Genomic DNA, 19,502 nt, shown 5'->3' on the forward strand with positions numbered 1-19,502 from the left:
GACCTTTTGGTCACATGTCAACGGATTGGACGGTCTTCGCCCTGGGTGGGTTTATGTCCGGGTGGGTCTGAAGTGGTGGTTGCGTCGGGGGTGTTTGGCGGGGGTCGACGTGGGGTGGGGGTGTGAACCACGGCATGCCGGATTTGGTGGTGATGGTCCAGTGTTCTTTGTGGATGACGTGGTGGTGGTGGCTGCACAGGAGGGTGCCGTTGTCGGTGCTGGTGGTGCCGCCGCCGGACCAGTAGGTGATGTGGTGGGCTTCGCACCAGGGTGCGGGGATGGTGCAGTCGGGGAAGGCGCAGCCTTGGTCGCGGGCGATGATGGCTTTGCGGATGTGGGGCGGGAACACCCTGGTGGTGCGGCCGATGTCCAGGACGCGGCCCTCGCTGCCGAGCAGGACGGGGATGATGTCCGCGTCGCAGGCGATCTTGCGGATGACCGAGGGGTGGATCGGGCCCTGGAACGTGGAGGCGCCGCTGCTGAGGCGCGGGTTGGCGGGCGTTTCGCCGTCGACGCGTTCGACGCGCCCGCGTTCGAGGCGCTTGAGGAGGTCTTGGTAGTCGATGGTCACCATCACCTGGGGCCGGAGGCCGCCGTTCGCGGGCAGTTCGCCGGTGGCCAGGGCCAGGGCGCAGGCGCCGGTGAGTCCGTCCAGGAGTTTCTGGGCCCGGGAGCGGCGGTCCAGCTCGGCGCCGGGGCCGGGGCCGGTGCCGGCGGTATCGGGTCCTGTGGTGTCGGGTTGGAGGCGCGGGTTGGCGGCGGTGTTCATGGCGGTGGCGAGGGTTTCGAATTGTTCGGCGGTGGCGAAGATTTCCAGGTGGTGCAGGCCGCGGCGGGGTTTGCGGATGAACGCTCCCTGGCGGTTGCGCAGTTCGTCCTCGCCGGGTTCGGTTCCGTCCTGGTCGATGGCATCGACCCAGCGTCTGGCCATCCGGGAGACGAAATCGGGGTCGCTTTGGGCCGCGGTGCTGGTCAGGGAGTGTTCCATCTGCCGGGCGGTTTCGGCGTCGGCGAGGTGCCGTACCTGGTCCAGGGCCGTGCTGATCACGGTGGCCGAGCGGGACGGGACGGCTGCCCAGGACAGGGCCGCGGCGAGCACCTCGTGCCGGGCGGGGAGGTCCTGCCCGGCGATCCCGGTCTGCGGGAGCACGACGGCGGCCAGTGCGAGCCGGCGCCTGGCTTCGCCGATGCCGATCCGCAGCCTGGCGCGCAGGAATTCGGCCGCGTTCCGGTACCCGTCATCGACCGCGGCCGCGGCTGCCGCAACGCCGGCTGCGGCCGTGAGGCCGGATGCTGCCGAGAGGCCGACTGCGTCAGCCGCCTCCGCAACGCAGCCTGCTGCCGTGAGGCCGGATGCTGCCGCGTCGGCTTCAGTTCCTGCGTCCGCCGCGGCTGCGGTTGCAGTATCGGTTTCCGCGGCCGTGGGCTCCGTCCAGCCGGTCCGCCACCCCGGCACCGAGGCTTGCTGCCGTGCCGTCTGGGCTTCGTTCCGGGTCCGCTCCACGGCCTGGGCTGCGACGAGCTGCAAAAACTCGACCGCGCGGGAGATCTCCTCGACCGTGCCGGCGAAATCAGCGGCGTCACGGAAACCGAAGACGCGGGCCTCGGAGACGGCCGTTGAGCGCAGCGCATCCATCGCCGCCAGTGCCTGATCAAGGGCTGTTGCCGGCGGCAGCGCGGCCGGCGGCGGCACGGATGCCGGGCTTTGCTGCCCGGCATGCCAGGCAGGAACGGGCTTCAGGCGGCGGGACAGACGTCCCAACGCCGCAATCCCGAGCTCGGGCGGGGCTGCCCGAGGTGCCGCGAGTTGACCGATGCCTTCCATGAATAAACCCTGTCACGGGGGTCTGACAATTAAGGGCCCCGCGCTGCCAATCGACCCCGCGAAAAGCGAAACAAGGAAAACACGTCTCAAAAATCAGGTGTTGAGGTCCCAATGAACCCGGATCGCCTCAGCGATGGGGCCGGTGATGTCGATCTGGAAGGCAACGGGTGCGGTCCCTGTCTCTTCAATGACGGTGTCGTGGTAAACGCGACCGCATGACGGACACAAGGTGTAGAGGTCCTCGTCGTCGGGCCACGGAGCCAGCCCGGCGGGGACCGGCGTGTCTGCTCCGGCGTAGACAGGGACGCCCTGTGAGTTGGCCTGGATCAATCCCTCTTTGCTGACGGTGTTTCCGCAGAGACAAGTGATCGTGGTGACATCATGACCGATGACATCAGCGAATTCAGTGTCCATTTGAGCTCCCCGGCGTCGGAAGAGACGTTCTGCTTGTAGTTTATGCCTGCCGATCCGCATGATGTTTGGCTGCCGCCGACTTCGCTGACGGTTACCGGTTGTTCCCCGACACCCCGGGCGGGAAGATGTTCCCATGCTGCCGGAGGAGCGTTTCAACGCACTGGTCGATGAATTCAGGGCCAGCCCGGGCGTGAGCGTGCCGGGGGAGCCCGGGCAGCGCGGATTCGGTTCGAACGCACTGAAGGTCGACGGCTCGATTTTTGCGATGATTTCCGGAGGAAGGCTTGTTGTGAAGCTGCCGCGCCAACGGGTCGAGACGTTGATCGGAACGGGAGTTGGTGCACCGTTTGACGCCGGAAAGGGCCGTGCCATGAGGGAGTGGCTCACCGTCATTGCCGACGATGAAGAGTCATGGCTGGCCCTGGCACATGAGGCCTGGGACTTCGTGAGGTCACGGCGAGGAACTCAGTGAAGGGACGCGATGAAATCCAACGAACTGCTGCAGGATGCCTTTGGCCGGATCCATGACACCGTGGCTGCCACCCTTGAAGAGCTCGACGACGAGTCCCTGGTCCGTCGGCCCGAAGGGAAACGGAAACTCGATTGCGTGGTTGATCTGGCACCTCAGCCGGGTGGAAGACGTGCAGCTCGCTTCCGTCGCCGGCGTCGAGCAGGTGTGGACTTCGCAGGACTTTGCGGGCCGCTTCAACCTTCCGCTGCCTGAACGAGACACCGGCTACGGCCACTCGAGCGATAAAGTCGACGCGGTTCAGGCCCCGCCGGAGCTGCTGCTTGAATATTACGATGCCGTACACCGGCAGACGGTTGCGTTCCTGGAAACCCTCGGCGACGAAGACCTTGACCGTATTGTCGACACCCGCTGGGATCCGCCCGTCACTCTGGGCGTGCGGTTGGTCAGCACTATTGCCGATTGCCTTCAACACGTGGGGCAGGCCGCCTATGCCAAGGGCTTAGGCGGCCTGTGAGGGTACTCCTCATGCCGCGTTCCGGGGCTTGAAGACCAACCCTAGGACGGCTGCCAGCGCGAGCGCGGAGAGGATGGTGGCCGACCAGAACCCGGCCCGGCCGCCGGTGAGGAAGTCGCCGGGGATAGCGAAGGCCGCGTAAATCGAAGCCACAATCGCCAGCCCGACCGCGCCGCCCAGCTGCTGCATTGTCTGGAAAAGCCCGGAGGCGGACCCTGCATGCTCGGGTTCGACGTTGCGTAGCGCGAGCGTCGTGAGCGGCATGAACGTCATGCCGGCGGAGATTCCAGTGCCCAGAAGTGCAAGCAAAACGAGGGCGAACGGGGTGTCCGTATTCAGTTGCGTCAGCGGCAAGAAGGCGACGACGCGAAGGGCGGTGCCGAAGATGACCAGCCGGACGGCCCCGAAGCGTTCGAGTAGCCGCGGGACGATCCGCGACATCGCGAAGATGCTCAGCGGCATCGGCAGGAACGCCAGCCCGGTCACCATTGGCGTGAGGTGCAGATCGTCTTCGAGGTACTGGACCATGAGGAAGAACATCGCCAGCATCCCGCCGTAGGTGGCCGCCATCGCGGCCAGCGAAGCCACGCGGCTCGGGCTGCGCAGCAGTTGCGGACGCAGGAGCGGGTGGGCCACCCTCCGTTCGGTGACGGCGAGCACTGCGATCAGTGCTGCCCCGGCAACCAAGCCGCCGATCGTGCGCGGACTGGACCAGCCGACGTCGCCCGCTTGAATGAGACCCCACACGATCGCGACGGCGCCGCCCGTCGCGGTGACCGCTCCGAGGATGTCGAAGCGGCCGGGGCGCCGGGGAGTTTCGGCGACAAGGCGCGGCACCGCAATGAGGACCACGACGCCGATCGGCACGTTGATGAAGAGGGTCCACCGCCAGCTGGTGGTGTCGGTCAGCAGTCCGCCGAGGATGAGCCCGAGCGCGCCGCCCATTGAGGCAATGGCGGAGAACAGGGCGAGCGCGCGGTTCCGCGCGCCGTCGTCCTTTGCGCTGGTGGTGATCAGTGCGAGAACGCTCGGGGCAGCGAATGCCGCGCCAAGGCCTTGGAGTGCGCGTGCGATGACGAGGAGGAGGGGAGAGGTGGCCAGGCCGCCAAGCAGTGAGAAGAGCGTGAAGGCTGCGACGCCCACCAGGAAGGTGCGACGACGGCCGAGGACGTCACCGATCCGTCCGCCGAGCAGCAGGAGGCCGCCGAAGGCGAGCGCGTAGCCGTTCAAGACCCAGCTGAGCTCGGCCCGGTCGAAGTGGAGGTCGGTGGCGATGTGGGGGAGCGCGACGTTCACGACGGTCGCGTCGAGGACAAGCATGAGTTGGGCGAGCATGACCAGCCAGAGGCCGATGCTGCCGGCGCGGCCGCGCGGATTTCCGCTTATCCGGGTGATCCCGGCGGGTGCGCGTGTGGCGATTGTGGGTGTCATGGGAGGTGTCCTGTTCTAGCCGAAGGGGCTAACGTACACTAAGAGGAGAGTTGCTCCGCTTAGAACTATACGGAGACACTCTCCGTTTTGCAATGATGTATCGAAAGGTGTTTCTGTGCGCGCTGACGCTCAACGCAACCGCGACCGGATCGTGGAGGTTGCGCGTGCACTCTTCCGGGTCAAAGGCTACGAAGCCGTTTCGATGGACGAAGTCGCCAAAGCGGCCGAGGTTGGACCCGGCACGCTCTACCGGCATTTCCCGACCAAAGAGTCGCTGTACGACGCGGTCCTCGAGGCGTGGGCAGAGAAGGTCAACACCGCCGTCAGCCACGCACTTACCCTCGACGCCCCCGCCCGGGAGCGGTTGTTGAGTTGGCTGACCGACTATGCGTCGATGCTGACAGAGCACAAGGGCGCCGCTGCACGGATTACCGCCGCGCTCGGCGACCCCGGTTCCCCCTTTGCAGCAAAGTGCCAGACCTACCTGGGGGCCAATCAGCGCGTGATCGAAGCACTGGACTCGGCCTTGCGCCCTGGAGTCGATGCAATGCAGATCAGCCGGCTCGTCGGCGGCGTGGCCGTGGTTGTGGATAGCAGCGAACTTCCCTCCGATGCGGCAGCATCGATGCTCGCGGTGGTCGCCGACGGACTTATCGCTTCCTGACGTGGTTTAGAGGACCGCGCGACGGCGGTCCCCGACCCTCCCGACCCTCCCGCCGCTCCTGCACTCGTGGAGGGCTTCGCTGTTTGGGCGACGCTCGCTCAGATATGGGGCATTTTTCGCGCTCGCTAGCTCACATACGCGAGCTGACCGTCGGCCTCTAGGCGCAGACTCCTTCCAGATCCGACCATGAGGTGGGACACTATCGGGACCGGCGCGGCCTGAGTACTCCAGCATCCGAGCTGTACTCCAAGTGCACAACGCCACTTACTCGCAAAGTCGTTAACCAAGTCCAGTAGGGATCACTCAAGGCTGCCCAGGAGCCCGTCCGTAGGATCCGTAGTGAGCCGAAGATGGCTCACTGCCATTGCTTTTGGGATGCAATGTGCGGCAGTACCAACCCCGGCAGGGCCCTGAACCATGCCAAGGACGCACATCATGAAAACTGCAAAAATCATGGCCGTCGCTTGCCTTTTGCTTGCTTCGACAACCACACCATTATCGGCCGCGAAGGCCGCGCCCATGGAGGCTCCGGGCGTTGTCCTAGGCAGCGATATCTCCTGGCCCCAATGTGGTGGCGGACTTCCTTCCGGCCAGGCGTTCGCGATCGTCGGCGTGAACGGCGGCCGTCCGGGCACTGCGAATCCCTGTTTCGCCGAGCAGCTGGGCTGGGCCAGCGGCTCGGCGGGCGGGACAAGCCAACCCGCAGCCGCCGTGTATGTGAATACCGCCAATCCCGCAGGGTATGGCGGTTGGTGGCCCGGATCCGACGCGGAGGTGGGCCTGCGCGCTCCCAACCCATATGGCAGTTGCGACGGGTCAGCTTCGGCGGCCTGCGCCTACCTCTACGGTTACGGAATGGCTTTCGACGCCGTCACCCGGTACGGGGTGCCCGATCCCGCCAAGCGCCTGTGGTGGCTGGACGTGGAGACCGGAAATGCGTGGTCTTCGGACACCGTGGCCAACGCCGCCGATATTGAAGGCATGGCTGCGTTTCTGCAAAGCATCGGCGCGGCGGTGGGCATCTACTCCTCCTCGTACCAGTTCGGACTTATCGCCGGTCGGCTTCATCCCGACAGCAATCTGAACGGGCTCAAGAGCTGGCTAGCCGGAGCAACGTCACCAGAGAGCGCAGTGGAACTCTGCTCGGCGCCGCCGCTGACAGCAGGCGGTGTGGTTGTACTCACCCAATTCACCACGGACTTCGACTACAACTACTCTTGCCTTCCGCCCGCACCGCCGCCGCCACCGGCACCTGCTCCTGCACCTGCTCCGGTAGTGGCCCCGCCGAAACCCCCGGTCCCGACGCTGACTGAAGATGTCAGCGGGAAGCGCAAGGCGGTGCAGTCGATACCGCAGAACTGACGGCTCCCGTTGACGGGGACTTGTGAGGTCCTGTAGCGCAGCATCGCGGCAGGATTTCCCCAAGATTGACCTAGTTTGCACCGTCGGCGGCGGTAGCTAAGTAGCTTCGATCCGGGGGACGAACGACGGGGCCGTTAAACGCGGTAGACGGGCGACTCCCGAAATTGCTATTCACAGCGACAAAGCCGTCGAAAGGTCTCAAAATGTCCCAGCCGAACTATAACCAGCCGTATCAGTACCCGAACTACCCGAATGTCCAGCAGAACAACTCCCTCGAGCACTTCCACGGGAGCAAATTCAAGGAAAAGTCGACAATCTATGGCGTCATCGGTTTCTTTTTCCTGGGCATCGTCTTCGGCCCACTGGCGATCGCCAATGCAAAGAAGGCTGAAGCTCTGCACCATTCGGCAACCTTGGGGAAAGTCCTTGGGTGGTTCGACACGATCACTTCCGCGTTGGGGCTTCTAATCTTCCTTCTCATCGTCCTTCCGGCGGCGTTTGGCGGGGCCATTAACGCGGCGGCTCTGACGGCTCCCAGCCGGGCTTCGTGACGCGTCGTTTCGTGACCTCAGGCAACGATGGACCAGACTTAGGGACGTGACCAACAAACCCCGCCCCGGCCTAGCGATCGCTGCACTTAGTCTCGGGACGGCGCTGAATCCGCTGAACTCATCGATGATCGCGGTCGCGCTCGTGGTTCTGCGCCACGACTTTGCGCTCGACGTCGCGACAGTCACCTGGGTGATCACGTCCTTCTATCTCGCCTCGGCCGCCGGTCAGCCGCTCATGGGCCGGCTGGCGGACCGGTTCGGTCCGCGGAGGTTGTTCACCTTCGGCATGGCGGTGGTCGCCATTTCCTGCCTTTTGGCGCCGTTCTCGCCGAACTTCGCATTGGTCTGCGTGGCTCGCGCGCTCATGGCGGTGGGGACCGCGACGGCGTACCCGTGCGCCGTCGTGATGGTCTCGACGCTCAGCCGGCAGGCGAAAATCAGCTCCACCCGCCCCCTGGGGCGGATCCAGATGGCGAACACCTCGGCGGCCGCGGTGGGACCCGTCGTCGGCGGCCTTCTGGTGAGCCTGGTCGGCTGGCAGGCGCTGTTCGCGATCAACGTGCCGATCTCGCTCCTGGCCCTGATCGTGGTGCGGCAAGTGGCACCGCCCGACGTCGGCCGCGAAAGCGGCAAGCTCTCGGCCCTCCTCCGCGATTCCGACATTCCGGGCATCCTGGCGTTCATCGCATCGCTGACGCTGGCGATGATGGCGCTGCTCAACGTGATGCCGGCCTACCGTTGGTGGTTCATCGCCGTCGCTGTTGTCCTGGCGGGGCTGTTCGCATGGCGCGAGTTCCGGTTCAGTCCGCCGTTCCTGGACTTGCGGCTGCTCGGCCGGAACCGGCCGCTGCTGCTGTTGTACCTAGGATTCGCGGTGTTCAGCGCGGTCTACTATTTTGCCTTCTTCGGGCTTCCGCAGTTGCTGCAGCAGGCGGGAAAGTACGACGCCGGCGTGGTCGGCCTGCTGATGCTGCCCCTTGCTGCCATGTCGGTTTTCATGACGCCGGTGACGGTGCGGTTCATTGAGCGGTTCGGCGTACGGTCCGTGATGATCGCAGGCGTCGTGCTTTTGGCGCTGGCTTCCGGTGCGCTCGGGGTGCTGACGCTGTCCTTCTGGCCGCCGCTGGTGCTCATACTCACGGCGTTGATGGGTATTCCGTATGGCGTGGTCAGCACCGCGTCGAACCAAGGTTTGTATGTGTCCGCACGGCCTGAGGACAGGGGAGTGGCCGCCGGTATCTTCCAGACGTGCAGATACCTAGGGGCCATCACGGCGACAGTTCTCATTGGTGTGCTGTACGGGCCCGGAGTCAACCAGACGAACTGGGGGCTCATGGTGTTGGTGATGCTGGGGCTGAGCGCGGTGGTGTTCGTGTTGGCCCTGGCTTGGCGGAAGCCGGGGGCCGTGGGATAGGTCCATTCGCGCGGCTCCGAAACCCCGCTGCGGGTCGACAAACCCCTATACCTACTCCACCTACTCCGAGGCACCTCAAGCACTCATTTTCAGCGGGATGCCCACTCAATTTCTGTGCAATGCACACTCAGTGCTCATTTTGGACCGTAGCGTTGGATAGATTGTCAGGCTAAGGGCTCTGGGGCGCTCTCAGATTTGGAAGGCCACTAGGCTCACATTCAAAGCTGGGGTGTCTGCCTTAGGAGTTGGGAAGTGTTCGAAGAGGAAGTCCTACGGGCACTTGACTACGTGGCTCGCGGTGTCAGTGTTCGGATCGTCGGCGGCCCCGGAAGCGGAAAATCAACGGTCCTGCAGTCGATCGCTGCTGGCCTCGAAAAGGCCGGGTTCACGGTCTACAGCCTCTCGGGTTCGCGGCTCCTGAATGAGACGCCGTTCGCAGGGATTGGCGCACTCGGACTGGAAGGGCGCGGACAAGAGGATGGGCCGCTAGGAGTCGCGAACGTGCTCGCCGAACAGTTGGCGCAGCGAGGCGCCCGGGTAATAGTTGTTGATGATATCGATGAGCTCGACAGGGAATCAGCGGCAGTCATCGATATTGTTCAGGGCCGGACCCAACGGCCGCTGGTGGTGACGATGGACGATCCCCCACTGTACTCAGGGGGCTCTGTGTTCACGCCTGCCCGATGGCCGGAGATAACGCTACGACTCAGTCCGCTTCACTACGATCAAGTCAATAAACTCCTGGCCCAGACGCTCGGGTCGCCGCCGGACGTGGATTTGACCACCGCCGTGCTCATGAAATCTGGAGGCAACCCGCGACTCGCGGTCAGAATCGCCCAAAGCGCGGAGCTGAGCAAGCAGCTTGTCCTCCATGAGGGACAGTGGAGCATGAGTGGGCACACGCTCTGGAACGAATACATCCAGAGCACCGTCCAGGCGCTCCTTCACGGACTAAGCGCCGACGAATGGAAGGGACTGCACACCCTGTCTGTGGTGGGAGCCCGGCCGCTGGAGTCCCTAAGGCAAATAGTTGAGGCAGGCGTCCTGGACAGGCTCGAAATGCGCGGGCTGGTTGCGCTCACCGAAGACAGCAATGGAGCCATGTGGGTAAGCGTCAGTCCCCACATTGTTGTCGACCATTTCCGTGACCCTCAGGTGCGGTCCTCCCTCAGGGGGCTGGCGGATCGGATGAGCCGGGAGATCGATTCCCATGACCGGCCCATGAAGAGTTCCTCGCCTGAACTTCTGGCCGAACTAATCAGGGACCTGCGGAGCGAAGCCCGCGGCGGCACGGCTGCGACGCAGCATTTCCAAGAACAGCTCCGGGAACTGGAGGAATCACAATTCAGCGCCTGGGAGTCCGAAAAGACCATGTCCAACGCAGCAGCGTTCCTCAAGTTCTACTGGGGCGGTCCGATCGATCCCTCACGCATCGAACAAGTCTTCAGCGAAACTGAGCCTGTAGGAGCTGATTCTGCCGATCACTTCTTCTTCGCCATGACCCGGGCGCTGTGGGCCATCGTCAGCGGCGGGGAAACATCTGTCGCGACGGGCATACTCAAGGCGATCGGCCAAGCTCACCCCGATTGGAAGGCAGAAGCCCAAGCGTTCGCGCTCTACCTCGAGGCGTCCTTTGACCGAATGCCTGTGAACCTCGACGAAACCCTGGACAGGCTCCGCAGCCGCCACCCCGAGAGCGGCGTTCTGCCAGTCATCCGGGGCATTCTGGAGCTTTACCGCTTCGACGCCCAGGCTGCCCTCCGGGCCCTTGATTCAGCAGGCGGCTTTGACCTTGCCGCAGGCATGGAACCCTTCGTCCGCGGACTCGCGCTCCATATTGCCGGCCACGGCGACGAAGCAGTGATCTTCTCCCTCAGTCAACGTGCCGCGGCTCGGCGGCGCCTTGATCAGTTCGGCTTCGTCGCGAGCAGCTACGTTGCGGTACTGGCCATGACACAACAAGGACTCAGCAAGGAAGCTGACTGTGTAATGACTGGCGTCTTCGCGCTCGGCCGGCCCGGCTTCCTCGTGAGCTTCCTCCACGACGCGATGCTCAGAATCGCCGGCCTTCGCACGCTGGCCGGCCCGGGCAAGAATGCCGCCTCCCTCGGGATACAGGCACGCAAAAACGTCGCGGACATCGGCCCCCTGCCTGGAACCGGGAAAGCAGTCTATGAGCTCGTTACCCGGAAATACGCCGATCCATCCGACTTTGACGAAAAAGCCGCGGACCTTCTGGAACAACAACTGGACCGCGGTTACATCACCGAAGCCGTGTATGCCTCATTGTTCATGTTGTCCCTCTACCCCGGACACAAGATCCTGGAGACCACCCAACGGTTACTGCAGGAAAACGGCGTGAGCACCCATGCCCAGTTCCTCGCCATCGCCGGTGCCATTCGTGACCGCGACCACCAACGGCTAAAAATCCTTTTGGACCAATACGAAGCCGATTCCGATCTTCCCGCGATCACCAGGCTCCTGGAAGGCGTGGTGAAGGGTCACCTCCTCAAACGCCACCGGGGGTTGGCCAAGTCCTTTCATCAGATCATCTCGACTTTCGAAGACCGCTTCCCGCCAGAAGGGGCGCAACTGACCCTCAACACGGGAGGGCATTCCCAGGGTCTGACTCCTCGGGAGAGGGAAATCGCCATCCTGGCGGGCAGCCAACGCACCCCCGAAATCGCTGCCCTCCTGGGGATCAGCCCCCGGACCGTGGAAAACCACATCTCCAGAGCCCTTGCCAAGACCGGAACCACCACGCGCCAGTCCCTTTACGAGCACGCTCGAAACTCCCAACCAGATGGCGGGTAACAGAACGCGCGACTGCAGATCCTCGACTGCAATTCAGCTGGGAGTATGAGTGCATTCCCTATGTGCCTGTGTCAGGTTATTTGCGCATATTGAGTGGTACATACTCGAAATTGAGTATGTATAGACCTCAAATTGAGTGGTTCAAAGGTCGAAATTGAGTAGTATCGACGTCTGCACGGATGCATCAATCATTTCCGGGTATTGACCTTAAGATTGAAGTCCTCCGACCTGTTATTAAAATGTCTTGACTATTTTATCTGGCCTGCATACTTTCGTGGTGAAGCATCTGCTTCGCCGGACGCCACCCAACATCACTCGCAGGAGGACAGTGTGAATTCGAAGTCAAGAACTTCGAAGAGGGTGGGTGCTGTTGGGTATTTGTCCTCAGACAGCCGTTTCGATAGCGGATTGCAGCAGCAGTTCCTCGCGGTGTCCATGCCCACGGAGGTCCTGGAATCGTTGGTTTCGCTTACGGATTCCGGGTACCTGACCCTTGAATTGGCGGATGGTCCGAACAACACTAGGGTTGCCAAGCTTATAAAGGCCGAGCCGAGGATGATCGGTGGCGGCAAGGGGTCAATGGGGATGAAGGCGATGTTTCCTCAGTGCCCGTCGGCGTGGGCTGCGCTATGGGCCTGGTGGGGCACAAACGCGGCTTTCTGCGGCGCGATGGGCTTCTTCGGCCCCATGGCCGCATTGGGATGCTCGGCAGCTATGGCGATCGCCGGGTCCGTTATTGACTTCAACAGGGGATGCCGATGAACTCCGGGACCGATTCAACCGTCCGCAATTACTGGCTCGCACTGTCAGCCTTGTTCGGGGTAACTGTCAGCGTAGTGTCGATGACAGACCCGCCATGGTCTTTGATCATGGTCGCGGCCTTCATCCTCTTTGCTGTCCTGCAAGCCATTCACTACCGCCAACTGGGCCGCGAAATCCAGGGGAGACTGGCTACGGCCAATCCTGGAGTTGGAGTCGTCGCTGCGGTTTTCGGGGGCGCCGCGGTTCTCATCCACGGTACGCCCGTTGCCTTTTGGGCCGGGCCCGTTCTTGGCCTGGTGACGTTCGTAAGCATATACCTGTTCCTTCACCGGTACGGGCGCTTCCACAAGGGCGCTATTTCGAATTAGCCGAAACCTTGAGCAGCCTTGTGCGGATGTGGCCAATAATGACAATTGTCCCGGTACTGGGGATCGTCTTTGCCAGCCTGCATCTGCTCAATCTCGGCGTCTACCCTCCAGTGGACTTCTTGGTTTATCGGTACGCTTCGGTAGCGTCTTGGCCCGGGGAAGACATCTATTCCCGCAACATTTTTGGGGAACTTTTGCCGTCCGAGGGTCTGCCTTTCGTTTACACGCCGTTTGCAGCTGCGCTCCTGTCTGTCACGAGTTTGTTTCCTCCCCATGTGTCCTTCATGCTGTGGACCACGGGCTGCGTCGCAATTTTGGCGTTCATCATTGGTGTTTGCCTGCCGCAGTCTTTGCCTAGGCGCCGGACGATATGGCTCGCGCTTCTTTTGCTGGGCTGTTGTACCACCGTCGTCGCCCAGCACTTGGTGTGGGGTCAGATCAACTTGTTCCTCGCTGGACTCTGTCTCGCGGATTTCGTTCGTCACGCCAATAGAAGGTGGTCCCGGTTCGTTCCGAAAGGGGTGTTGATCGGGGTCGCTGCCGGTATCAAGCTGACCCCGGCCATCTTCATTCCATATCTCTTGATGACAAGACAATGGAAAATGGCGGTCTCCGCCATTGTCGGTTTTGCCGGGACGGTCATTATTGGCGGGATCATGTTTCCCGCCATGTCTGTCACCTATTGGTTCTCAAGCGTGTGGCAGCTCAGCTCAAAGGTTGATCTCGGCACCCAGTTCGCCAGCGCGGGCAACAACTCCATACAGGGGGCGGCGGGAGCGATCGGGCATTGGGCGGTCTCGCCCTCCAAGGTCATCGTTATTGTTGTGGCCGTTCTCGGCTTGTTGGCTGCGGCGGAGATCTTCCGTGCGGGACAGATGCTGGCGGCGGTTCTGACTGTCGGAATGACTGCCAATCTTGTCTCACCTGTGAGTTGGGTGCACCACTGGGTATATCTGATCCCGGCCCTTATTGTGCTCTGGTTCCTGGGACGGACGCGCACGCGGATCTTCGTAGCCGCTGCCGCGCTCGTTCTGCTGATCCATGGAACGGATCTGGGTGAACACATGCTGCAGAACGGCACTATCGTGCTTGCACCCCTGGGCATACTCCTTCGTGAGTCGTTGCTGCTTATTTCAATCGCAACGATAGGGACCTTCTTCGCGCTGAGGAGCCGCACGTGGCCTCTCGCGGCGGCAGCTCTCTCCCAAGGGGGCTTGGAAGGACGCCCGGCCAGAATCTAGAAATGCAGCCCTCCCTCGATACCGGGGCCGGGCAATTCCGCTGAAAGGTCAGTACATCCTATGGCTAGAAATGGTGCACCAAGCAGACGCCAGCTGCCACCTTCCGCGCCAAGATGTACATGCTCGCGATCAACGAGAGCTTCCCATTGTGGGCAGAGAAGTTCAGCCCCGACGATCTCCTTGTTCGATCGTTCGTGAGGGCGATGTAGCTTTGGGGGTTGCCGTGCGTTGGAGAAGCACTGTCGACGTGGTCTTTGCGCTTCTGATCCCGGGAGCCGCATTGACTGCCTGCGACGGAAACGTCCACCATCCCGTCGGCCCGATGCAAGCCACGGATTCGGTCCAGACTGTCATGAGCAGAGCGGGAATCCTGTTGACAGAAGATGCAAGAGTCCGGGTCGTTGAGATGTCCAAGGACGGATCCCATGTGGTGGTCACGGTTTCGGAGGGCGCAGACAACAGTGCCCTTGCCGCGGCCTACGAAGCGCAGCTCGGTTGCCCGGTCCGCCTCGAAACGGGGGGCGTGGTTCCGGCCACGGGGAAATGACGACCGGGGAACTCCCGGCCCTGACCTGCGGCTTTATCGGGCACCCGGACGCCTTGAAGGGCTTCTTCGGCACGCTGATCCTTTGGGTTTGCAGAGCTTGTTGACACCCACATGGGGTGGGAATAATCTCGGCCTTACGGGGATCGTGGTCTCGAATCTGAGTGTTTCGGCGCTGCCTCTGGGGGAGCTCCGCTAGTCGAATGACCTAGCGAGGAGAGTCCTCAATGTCTTGGGAAATGTCCGGAAAATATGTTGCCAATTGCAGTTGTGCCTTGATCTGTCCGTGCCCGGTGGACGGCAGGCCTAACAGTGCGAACGGCGAGTGCCGCGGTGTGGCCGTGTTCCATGTTGCGGACGGGAAGCTCGATGACACCGACCTTTCCGGTGTCGACTTCGCCTTCGTCAATTTCTTCCCGTCAAACCTCACAGCGGGCGGTTGGAAGATCGGCGTCGTCGTCGATGAAGGCGCCTCGGACGGCCAGACGACCGCCCTTGAAAGCATCCTGCACGGCGAGGTCGGCGGACCGTTCGGGGATCTAGCGGCCCTGTACGGCGAATGGTTGGGTGTTCAGAGGGCACGGGTCACGTTCTCGGATGGCGATAACCCCTCCGGCGCGGTGGGAGACAGTGTGAACTACACGCTGGAAACGCTGCCCGGACCCGGTGGCGGCGTCACCACTGTCAAGAACGCGATGTACGCCTTCGCGGCTGACTACATGATCGGGAAAGCCCCGGGTCACTCGGATCTCTTCGGTCTGGAATTCGACGGGATCTATGGGGAAAGCGGGGAGTTCGCCTACGCAAGCGAAATGGCTGAAGGCGCTCCCAAGGGCAGGGCATGACTGCCGGGCACCTGCCTCGTAGAAAGTTAATTCGTGGAGCTGTGGCGGGCGGTACTCCGCGCGCCACAGCTTTCAGGATGGACGTGCGCGAGGCCGGCTTGGTCGCAGTTCTGCTCGTCCTCGCGGCAGTCAGCTGGATCGTTTCTGCCGCACAAACGTCCGGGATGGACATGGGGCGTTGGACGGATCCCGGGCCGCTCGGTTTCTTCCTCACCACCTGGGTGGTGATGCTTGCGGCGATGATGTTTCCGTCGGTGGCGCCCATGGTTGTCGCTTACGCCCGGATCACCCACCACCGCCGGGAGACCGGCCGCTACGCTCCGTCGGGTTCCACGGCCGTATTCGTTGCCGGCTACCTGATCTCCTGGACGATCTTCGGTCTCGCTGCCTATGCGCTCTACGCAATAGTCGCATCCCTCATCCCCGGCTTGTTTGCCTCCGATCCGGGTGGTCGCTACCTGGCAGCTGGAGTGATCTTTGTCGCGGCCGTCTACCAACTCACGCCGGCCAAGAACGTCTCCCTGATGAAGTGCCGGACGCCCATGGACTTCATTTTGCGCCGCATCCACTACGGGACCTTTGGTGCGCTGCGTCTTGGACTCGAGCACGGCGCATGGTGCGTTGCTTGCTGCTGGGCGCTGATGGTGGCGCTCTTCGCGCTCGGCGTGATGAGCGTCGGCTGGATGGCTGTGGTGGGGGCGTTCATCGCCTTGGAGAAGATGCTCCCGTGGAGGCGCCTCGCTAACCGATCGGTGGCGGTCGCGCTGGTACTGATCGCTGCCGGCGTCGCCCTTGCACCCGGGATGGCACCGGGAGTCGGGATGTAAATGCTGGGAAAAATGGGACGGTCTCATTCACTAAGGAGTCGGAAATGACTGATGGCACTGGACTGATCGGGCGTTTTTACAAAGAGATCATTGAGGGTGGAAATCTCGATCTGATTGATGAACTGGCAACGGATAACATGGTCGATCATGAAGAGGCTCTCCCCGGGCAACCGCCTGGGAAGGAAGGCGTTCGGTTCTTCGTCACCGCCATCCGTGCAGCGTTCCCGGACATCAAGGTCAAGACGCTGGAGCCGTGGCTGACTGACGGAAACCTGGAGGCGTGCCACGTGGTTATGACGGGTACGCACCGCGGAGACATGGCGGGCATTCCGGCGTCGGGCAACAGCGTCGAGTTCGGCGGGACCGACATCATCCGCGTCGAGGACGGCAAAGTTGCTGAGCACTGGGGATCAACTGACACCCTTAGCCTCATGCAGCAGATCGGTGCGATTCCGCAATAGCGTCTCCCGCCCGCGCTCCTAGCTGCGGGCGGGAGGCAATCGGAGGTGAGCCGGGAAGTCTGGTCGGCAGGTCGAAACGTCTGGCCTGGAACCGGAGATCCCCGTGAAAATTCCGAGCGGAGCGTCCACCGGAGGTGGACTGGCAAGAGGGCTGCGCTCCCGCACCGCTCTGTTGCTGGCGTTTGCCTTCGCGGTCATGGCCGACCCTGTCTCCTCCGTCGCGTACGCGATCGAAGCGGCTTTGCGCGCCCTGAACGGGGATTTGGCATTGCTGGTCCCGACGATGGTCTTAGTAGTGGCCATCGTCGCCTTGGTCATCGTGAACTACCGGCAGCTCGTCGCGCGCTACCCGAGAGGCGGCGGGGCACCGGCCGCGGTGGGTGAGGCCTTCGGAGATGGCTGGTCCTTCATCCCGATTGGTGCGCTGGTGGTGGATTTCCTGCTCACTATCGCGATCAGTGTCTCTGCGGGATCCTCGGCGGTTATCGCCTATTTTCCCGCTCTCGCTCCCTGGCGTTTGCTGCTCGCGCTGGGCTTGGTGGTCCTTGTCGGTGCCGCGACCTGGTTCGGTCACCTTGGCAGGCTGGTTTTCGCCGCGATGACGATGGCCTTTATCGTCATTTCCGTTGTCGTCCTTGCCTACGGTCTGGGCGCAGTACCTAAACCGCTTGGCACGATCGTCGGCGCTCCCGTTCCCGGGCATCCACCAGTTCTTGCCGTGGTGCTTGCGTTCCCCGTCGCCATGGCCATGGCCACCGGTGTGGAAGCCGCGACGTCGGCGGTCGCCCAGCTCGGTCAGCTCGGCAATGACGGGAAGCGCCGTTTCGGGCAGCTCACCCTCTGGCTGACTCTCGCCATCGTCGGCGCTATCACGCTGGGTCTCGCCCTCGAGGCCGCGCAGCTGCACGTCGGCATCCCTCCAAAAGACAGCACGCAGATCGCCGAGCTCGCCCGCCTGGCTGCGCCGGCGCCCGTGTTCGCCGCGTTCCAGCTCGTCACTGCCCTGCTGCTGCTCTCGGCGGCTTCCTCGGGCTTCCAAGCTGGGCCGGGCCTACTCAAAGCCCTCGCGCGCCACATCAACCCCAACGGTGAGACCGTCGGCGTCCTTCCCCTCTCCCTGGGCCATACCAACCACCACCACACGCCCTATTGGGGTGTGGTGGTCTTCATCGTCATGGCCGGTGCCGTGACAGCAGTCGCCGGCGGCAACGACCAGGAGCTTGTCCTGTTCTACGCAGTCGCGGTCTTCCTCAGTTTCCTCGGCGGTCTGGTCTCCATGGCGCTCTTGGCCCGCAAGGAACGCCAGCCGGGAGTCTTCATCCTCAATACTGTCGGAGCCCTCGTCGTGGCCTTCACCCTCGTTGCCAATCTCTCCCGCGGGTTCCCCGTCGTCAGCCTCGTCGCCGCCGTCGCCGTCGCAGGCCTCCTTTACCGGGCCTGGACCAAAGCAGGACGCCCCCGCGGCATCCGCAATGTGGCCGCCGAAGCAGAAATCGAATGACGCACGCGGACCTTAGTTGGCGGCGTCGCTCGCGCCTGCGGCGTCGCTCGCGCCCTCGGCGTCGCTCGCGCCCTCGGCGTCGCTCGCGCCCTCGGCGTCGCTCGCGCCCTCGGCATCGTCGAAGGCTTCGAGCAGCGCCGCGCCCTCCGCGAGGAGGGGTTCGCGATCGGCTGGCTGGGCCACGAGCCGGGCCACGTCGCTCATGAGGGTCCCGACGTAATGCCGCACGACAGCGTGGTGGGCTGCGTCGCCGAACCACACAAGCTCACGGCACGCGCGCAACAGGGCCCTGACGACGCGAGGCTCGTTCGCACCGTAGCGTCGCACCTGCCCGAGGGCCAGATCCACGAGATAGGCGAAATCGCGGGCCGGTACGTAAAGTCTCACGGTGCCTTGCGCGTCCGCCACGGCCTGCGGCCCATGCTGGCGGAGTGAGAGGGCCGCGAGGATCGAGGCGAGATGGTCCACCGCTTGGTTCGCAGTGTAGGGGTCGTTGATGGCGGGCGAGAGCGCTTTGGACGCGACGTCGGCGAGTTGCCGGATCCCGAAGGCGACGTCCTGCTCAAGGGTCCGCTCGTAACCGATCCGCACGCTCTCGGCGAGCGCCCGGCGGAGCTCAGTGCCGCCGTCGGGGGCAAGAGGACGCGCGCTGTCGCCGGTGGTCTCCCACACCCACGCGAGCGGGGACCCCGCGACGACGTGCCGGCCGATCATGGGCACCATCCGGCCAGTCAGGCCCCGGCTCGCGAGCACCCTGACGAACGCGTCGACATGGAAGGCTTGGACATATCCTGACTGCGGCACCAGCAAAGCGGTGGCGCCGGGCGGCGGGTTCGGCATGCGGATTCCGGGATCACCAGGGACGAAGGACCGCTCGATCACCTTGAGGGTGGCCTTCTCGACGCCCTTCATGACTTGGTCCACCTGGATCGAATGGGACAGGTGGTGGGCGAAGAAGACGAGCATGACCATGCTCACGAACAGCAGCAGGAGTGCGCCGCTCACCGCGAGGCGTGGGTAGTCCTGGGTGCGCTGTCCGGCGGCGATGCCGACGGTGTAGAGGCCCGCCGTGCTGTATGCGAACGTGGCCACGAAGGCGCTGAGCGTTACCTGGTTGGGAATGTCGCGCAGGAAGTTCCGCAGCAGCCGCGGGCTGAACTGCGTCGACGCTAGCTGCAGTGCCACGACGCTCAGTCCGAGGACGACGGCGATGACAGTCACCATGGTGCTCGCGATCCCGATGAGCAGGTTCCGCGCGTCGTCGGATGTCCCTTGGAAGAGGAGGACAGCGAAGGGTGACGTAGGGTCGAGCTGCACCGCGGAAAGGCTGGCGCCCGCGATGATCGCGATGATGACGGCGCAGGTCGGCATCGCCCACAGGGCACTCGCCAGATACTCCCGAACGGCCTCACGCCTCACAAGTGTCACTCTCGACTGAGGGTGCCCGCCAGTCAAGGGGAGGCTTGTGAAAACTGAATATCGGACGGCCGCT

18 protein-coding genes and 1 pseudogene are annotated in these 19,502 nt (G+C 63.3%); 14 read left to right on the plus strand and 5 right to left on the minus strand.

Annotation, left to right across the window (positions count from 1 at the left end; translation table 11 throughout):
* Positions 1 to 10 precede the first annotated feature (10 nt).
* Both AB0323_RS08710 and AB0323_RS08715 read right to left on the minus strand, forming a co-directional pair.
* Positions 11 to 1,825, minus strand: coding sequence for a DUF222 domain-containing protein (locus AB0323_RS08710; protein ID WP_366176961.1), 1,815 nt, complete (start codon positions 1,823 to 1,825; stop codon positions 11 to 13).
* A gap of 93 nt (positions 1,826 to 1,918) precedes the next feature.
* Positions 1,919 to 2,239: a hypothetical protein gene (locus AB0323_RS08715; protein WP_366176962.1), complete on the minus strand. Its 321-nt coding sequence runs from the start codon at positions 2,237 to 2,239 to the stop codon at positions 1,919 to 1,921.
* 133 nt (positions 2,240 to 2,372) lie between these two features.
* On the opposite strand from AB0323_RS08715, the gene AB0323_RS08720 reads away from it, so the two are divergent.
* Both AB0323_RS08720 and AB0323_RS08725 read left to right on the plus strand, forming a co-directional pair.
* Positions 2,373 to 2,711 carry a hypothetical protein gene (locus AB0323_RS08720; protein WP_366176963.1) on the plus strand — a complete coding sequence of 113 codons (339 nt, stop codon included), beginning with the start codon at positions 2,373 to 2,375 and terminating at the stop codon, positions 2,709 to 2,711.
* Between the two features lie 9 nt (positions 2,712 to 2,720).
* A pseudogene (locus tag AB0323_RS08725) lies at positions 2,721 to 3,225 on the plus strand (DUF664 domain-containing protein).
* 9 nt (positions 3,226 to 3,234) lie between these two features.
* On the opposite strand, the gene AB0323_RS08730 reads toward AB0323_RS08725, so the two are convergent.
* Entirely contained in the window at positions 3,235 to 4,656 is a 1,422-nt protein-coding gene (locus AB0323_RS08730) for an MFS transporter (RefSeq protein WP_366176964.1), read from the minus strand.
* A 115-nt stretch (positions 4,657 to 4,771) separates the two neighbouring features.
* Between AB0323_RS08730 and AB0323_RS08735 the strand changes: the two genes are divergently transcribed.
* The 5 genes from AB0323_RS08735 to AB0323_RS08755 all read left to right on the plus strand — a co-directional run bounded on the left by AB0323_RS08735 (position 4,772) and on the right by AB0323_RS08755 (position 11,461).
* Positions 4,772 to 5,320 (plus strand): TetR/AcrR family transcriptional regulator, encoded by a 549-nt coding sequence (locus AB0323_RS08735; protein WP_364538583.1) that lies wholly within the window; start codon positions 4,772 to 4,774, stop codon positions 5,318 to 5,320.
* Positions 5,321 to 5,755: 435 nt separating this feature from the next.
* Positions 5,756 to 6,682, plus strand: a complete 927-nt coding sequence (locus tag AB0323_RS08740; RefSeq protein WP_366176965.1) for a hypothetical protein — start codon at positions 5,756 to 5,758, stop codon at positions 6,680 to 6,682.
* 203 nt (positions 6,683 to 6,885) lie between these two features.
* Positions 6,886 to 7,233 carry a hypothetical protein gene (locus AB0323_RS08745; RefSeq protein WP_366176966.1) on the plus strand — a complete coding sequence of 116 codons (348 nt, stop codon included), beginning with the start codon at positions 6,886 to 6,888 and terminating at the stop codon, positions 7,231 to 7,233.
* Between the two features lie 46 nt (positions 7,234 to 7,279).
* The gene (locus AB0323_RS08750) at positions 7,280 to 8,647 is read left to right on the plus strand and encodes an MFS transporter (protein ID WP_366176967.1); all 1,368 of its coding nucleotides are present in this window, start codon (positions 7,280 to 7,282) and stop codon (positions 8,645 to 8,647) included.
* 252 nt (positions 8,648 to 8,899) lie between these two features.
* Positions 8,900 to 11,461 carry a LuxR C-terminal-related transcriptional regulator gene (locus AB0323_RS08755; RefSeq protein ID WP_366176968.1) on the plus strand — a complete coding sequence of 854 codons (2,562 nt, stop codon included), beginning with the start codon at positions 8,900 to 8,902 and terminating at the stop codon, positions 11,459 to 11,461.
* 602 nt (positions 11,462 to 12,063) lie between these two features.
* Here AB0323_RS08755 and AB0323_RS08760 read toward each other — a convergent pair.
* Positions 12,064 to 12,207 (minus strand): hypothetical protein, encoded by a 144-nt coding sequence (locus AB0323_RS08760; RefSeq protein WP_366176969.1) that lies wholly within the window; start codon positions 12,205 to 12,207, stop codon positions 12,064 to 12,066.
* A 12-nt stretch (positions 12,208 to 12,219) separates the two neighbouring features.
* Here AB0323_RS08760 and AB0323_RS08765 point away from each other — a divergent pair, with 12 nt between their 5' ends.
* The 7 genes from AB0323_RS08765 to AB0323_RS08795 all read left to right on the plus strand — a co-directional run bounded on the left by AB0323_RS08765 (position 12,220) and on the right by AB0323_RS08795 (position 18,010).
* Positions 12,220 to 12,591 carry a hypothetical protein gene (locus AB0323_RS08765; protein WP_366176970.1) on the plus strand — a complete coding sequence of 124 codons (372 nt, stop codon included), beginning with the start codon at positions 12,220 to 12,222 and terminating at the stop codon, positions 12,589 to 12,591.
* A gap of 38 nt (positions 12,592 to 12,629) precedes the next feature.
* Positions 12,630 to 13,832, plus strand: a complete 1,203-nt coding sequence (locus tag AB0323_RS08770; RefSeq protein ID WP_366176971.1) for a glycosyltransferase 87 family protein — start codon at positions 12,630 to 12,632, stop codon at positions 13,830 to 13,832.
* Positions 13,833 to 14,055: 223 nt separating this feature from the next.
* A complete protein-coding gene (locus tag AB0323_RS08775; RefSeq protein ID WP_366176972.1) occupies positions 14,056 to 14,379 on the plus strand; it encodes a hypothetical protein in 324 nt (107 codons plus the stop codon).
* Positions 14,380 to 14,615: 236 nt separating this feature from the next.
* Positions 14,616 to 15,221 (plus strand): DUF1326 domain-containing protein, encoded by a 606-nt coding sequence (locus tag AB0323_RS08780; protein ID WP_366177019.1) that lies wholly within the window; start codon positions 14,616 to 14,618, stop codon positions 15,219 to 15,221.
* Between the two features lie 77 nt (positions 15,222 to 15,298).
* Positions 15,299 to 16,048, plus strand: a complete 750-nt coding sequence (locus AB0323_RS08785) for a DUF2182 domain-containing protein (protein ID WP_366176973.1) — start codon at positions 15,299 to 15,301, stop codon at positions 16,046 to 16,048.
* Positions 16,049 to 16,092: 44 nt separating this feature from the next.
* Positions 16,093 to 16,509 (plus strand): ester cyclase, encoded by a 417-nt coding sequence (locus AB0323_RS08790; protein WP_366176974.1) that lies wholly within the window; start codon positions 16,093 to 16,095, stop codon positions 16,507 to 16,509.
* A gap of 103 nt (positions 16,510 to 16,612) precedes the next feature.
* Complete coding sequence (locus AB0323_RS08795; RefSeq protein ID WP_366176975.1) at positions 16,613 to 18,010, plus strand: hypothetical protein; 1,398 nt, start codon at positions 16,613 to 16,615, stop codon at positions 18,008 to 18,010.
* Between the two features lie 12 nt (positions 18,011 to 18,022).
* Here AB0323_RS08795 and AB0323_RS08800 read toward each other — a convergent pair whose 3' ends face one another.
* Positions 18,023 to 19,429: a DUF2254 domain-containing protein gene (locus AB0323_RS08800; protein WP_366176976.1), complete on the minus strand. Its 1,407-nt coding sequence runs from the start codon at positions 19,427 to 19,429 to the stop codon at positions 18,023 to 18,025.
* Positions 19,430 to 19,502 lie beyond the last annotated feature (73 nt).

It is taken from the genome of Arthrobacter sp. NPDC080031 (genome assembly GCF_040702485.1).
GTDB lineage: Bacteria > Actinomycetota > Actinomycetes > Actinomycetales > Micrococcaceae > Arthrobacter.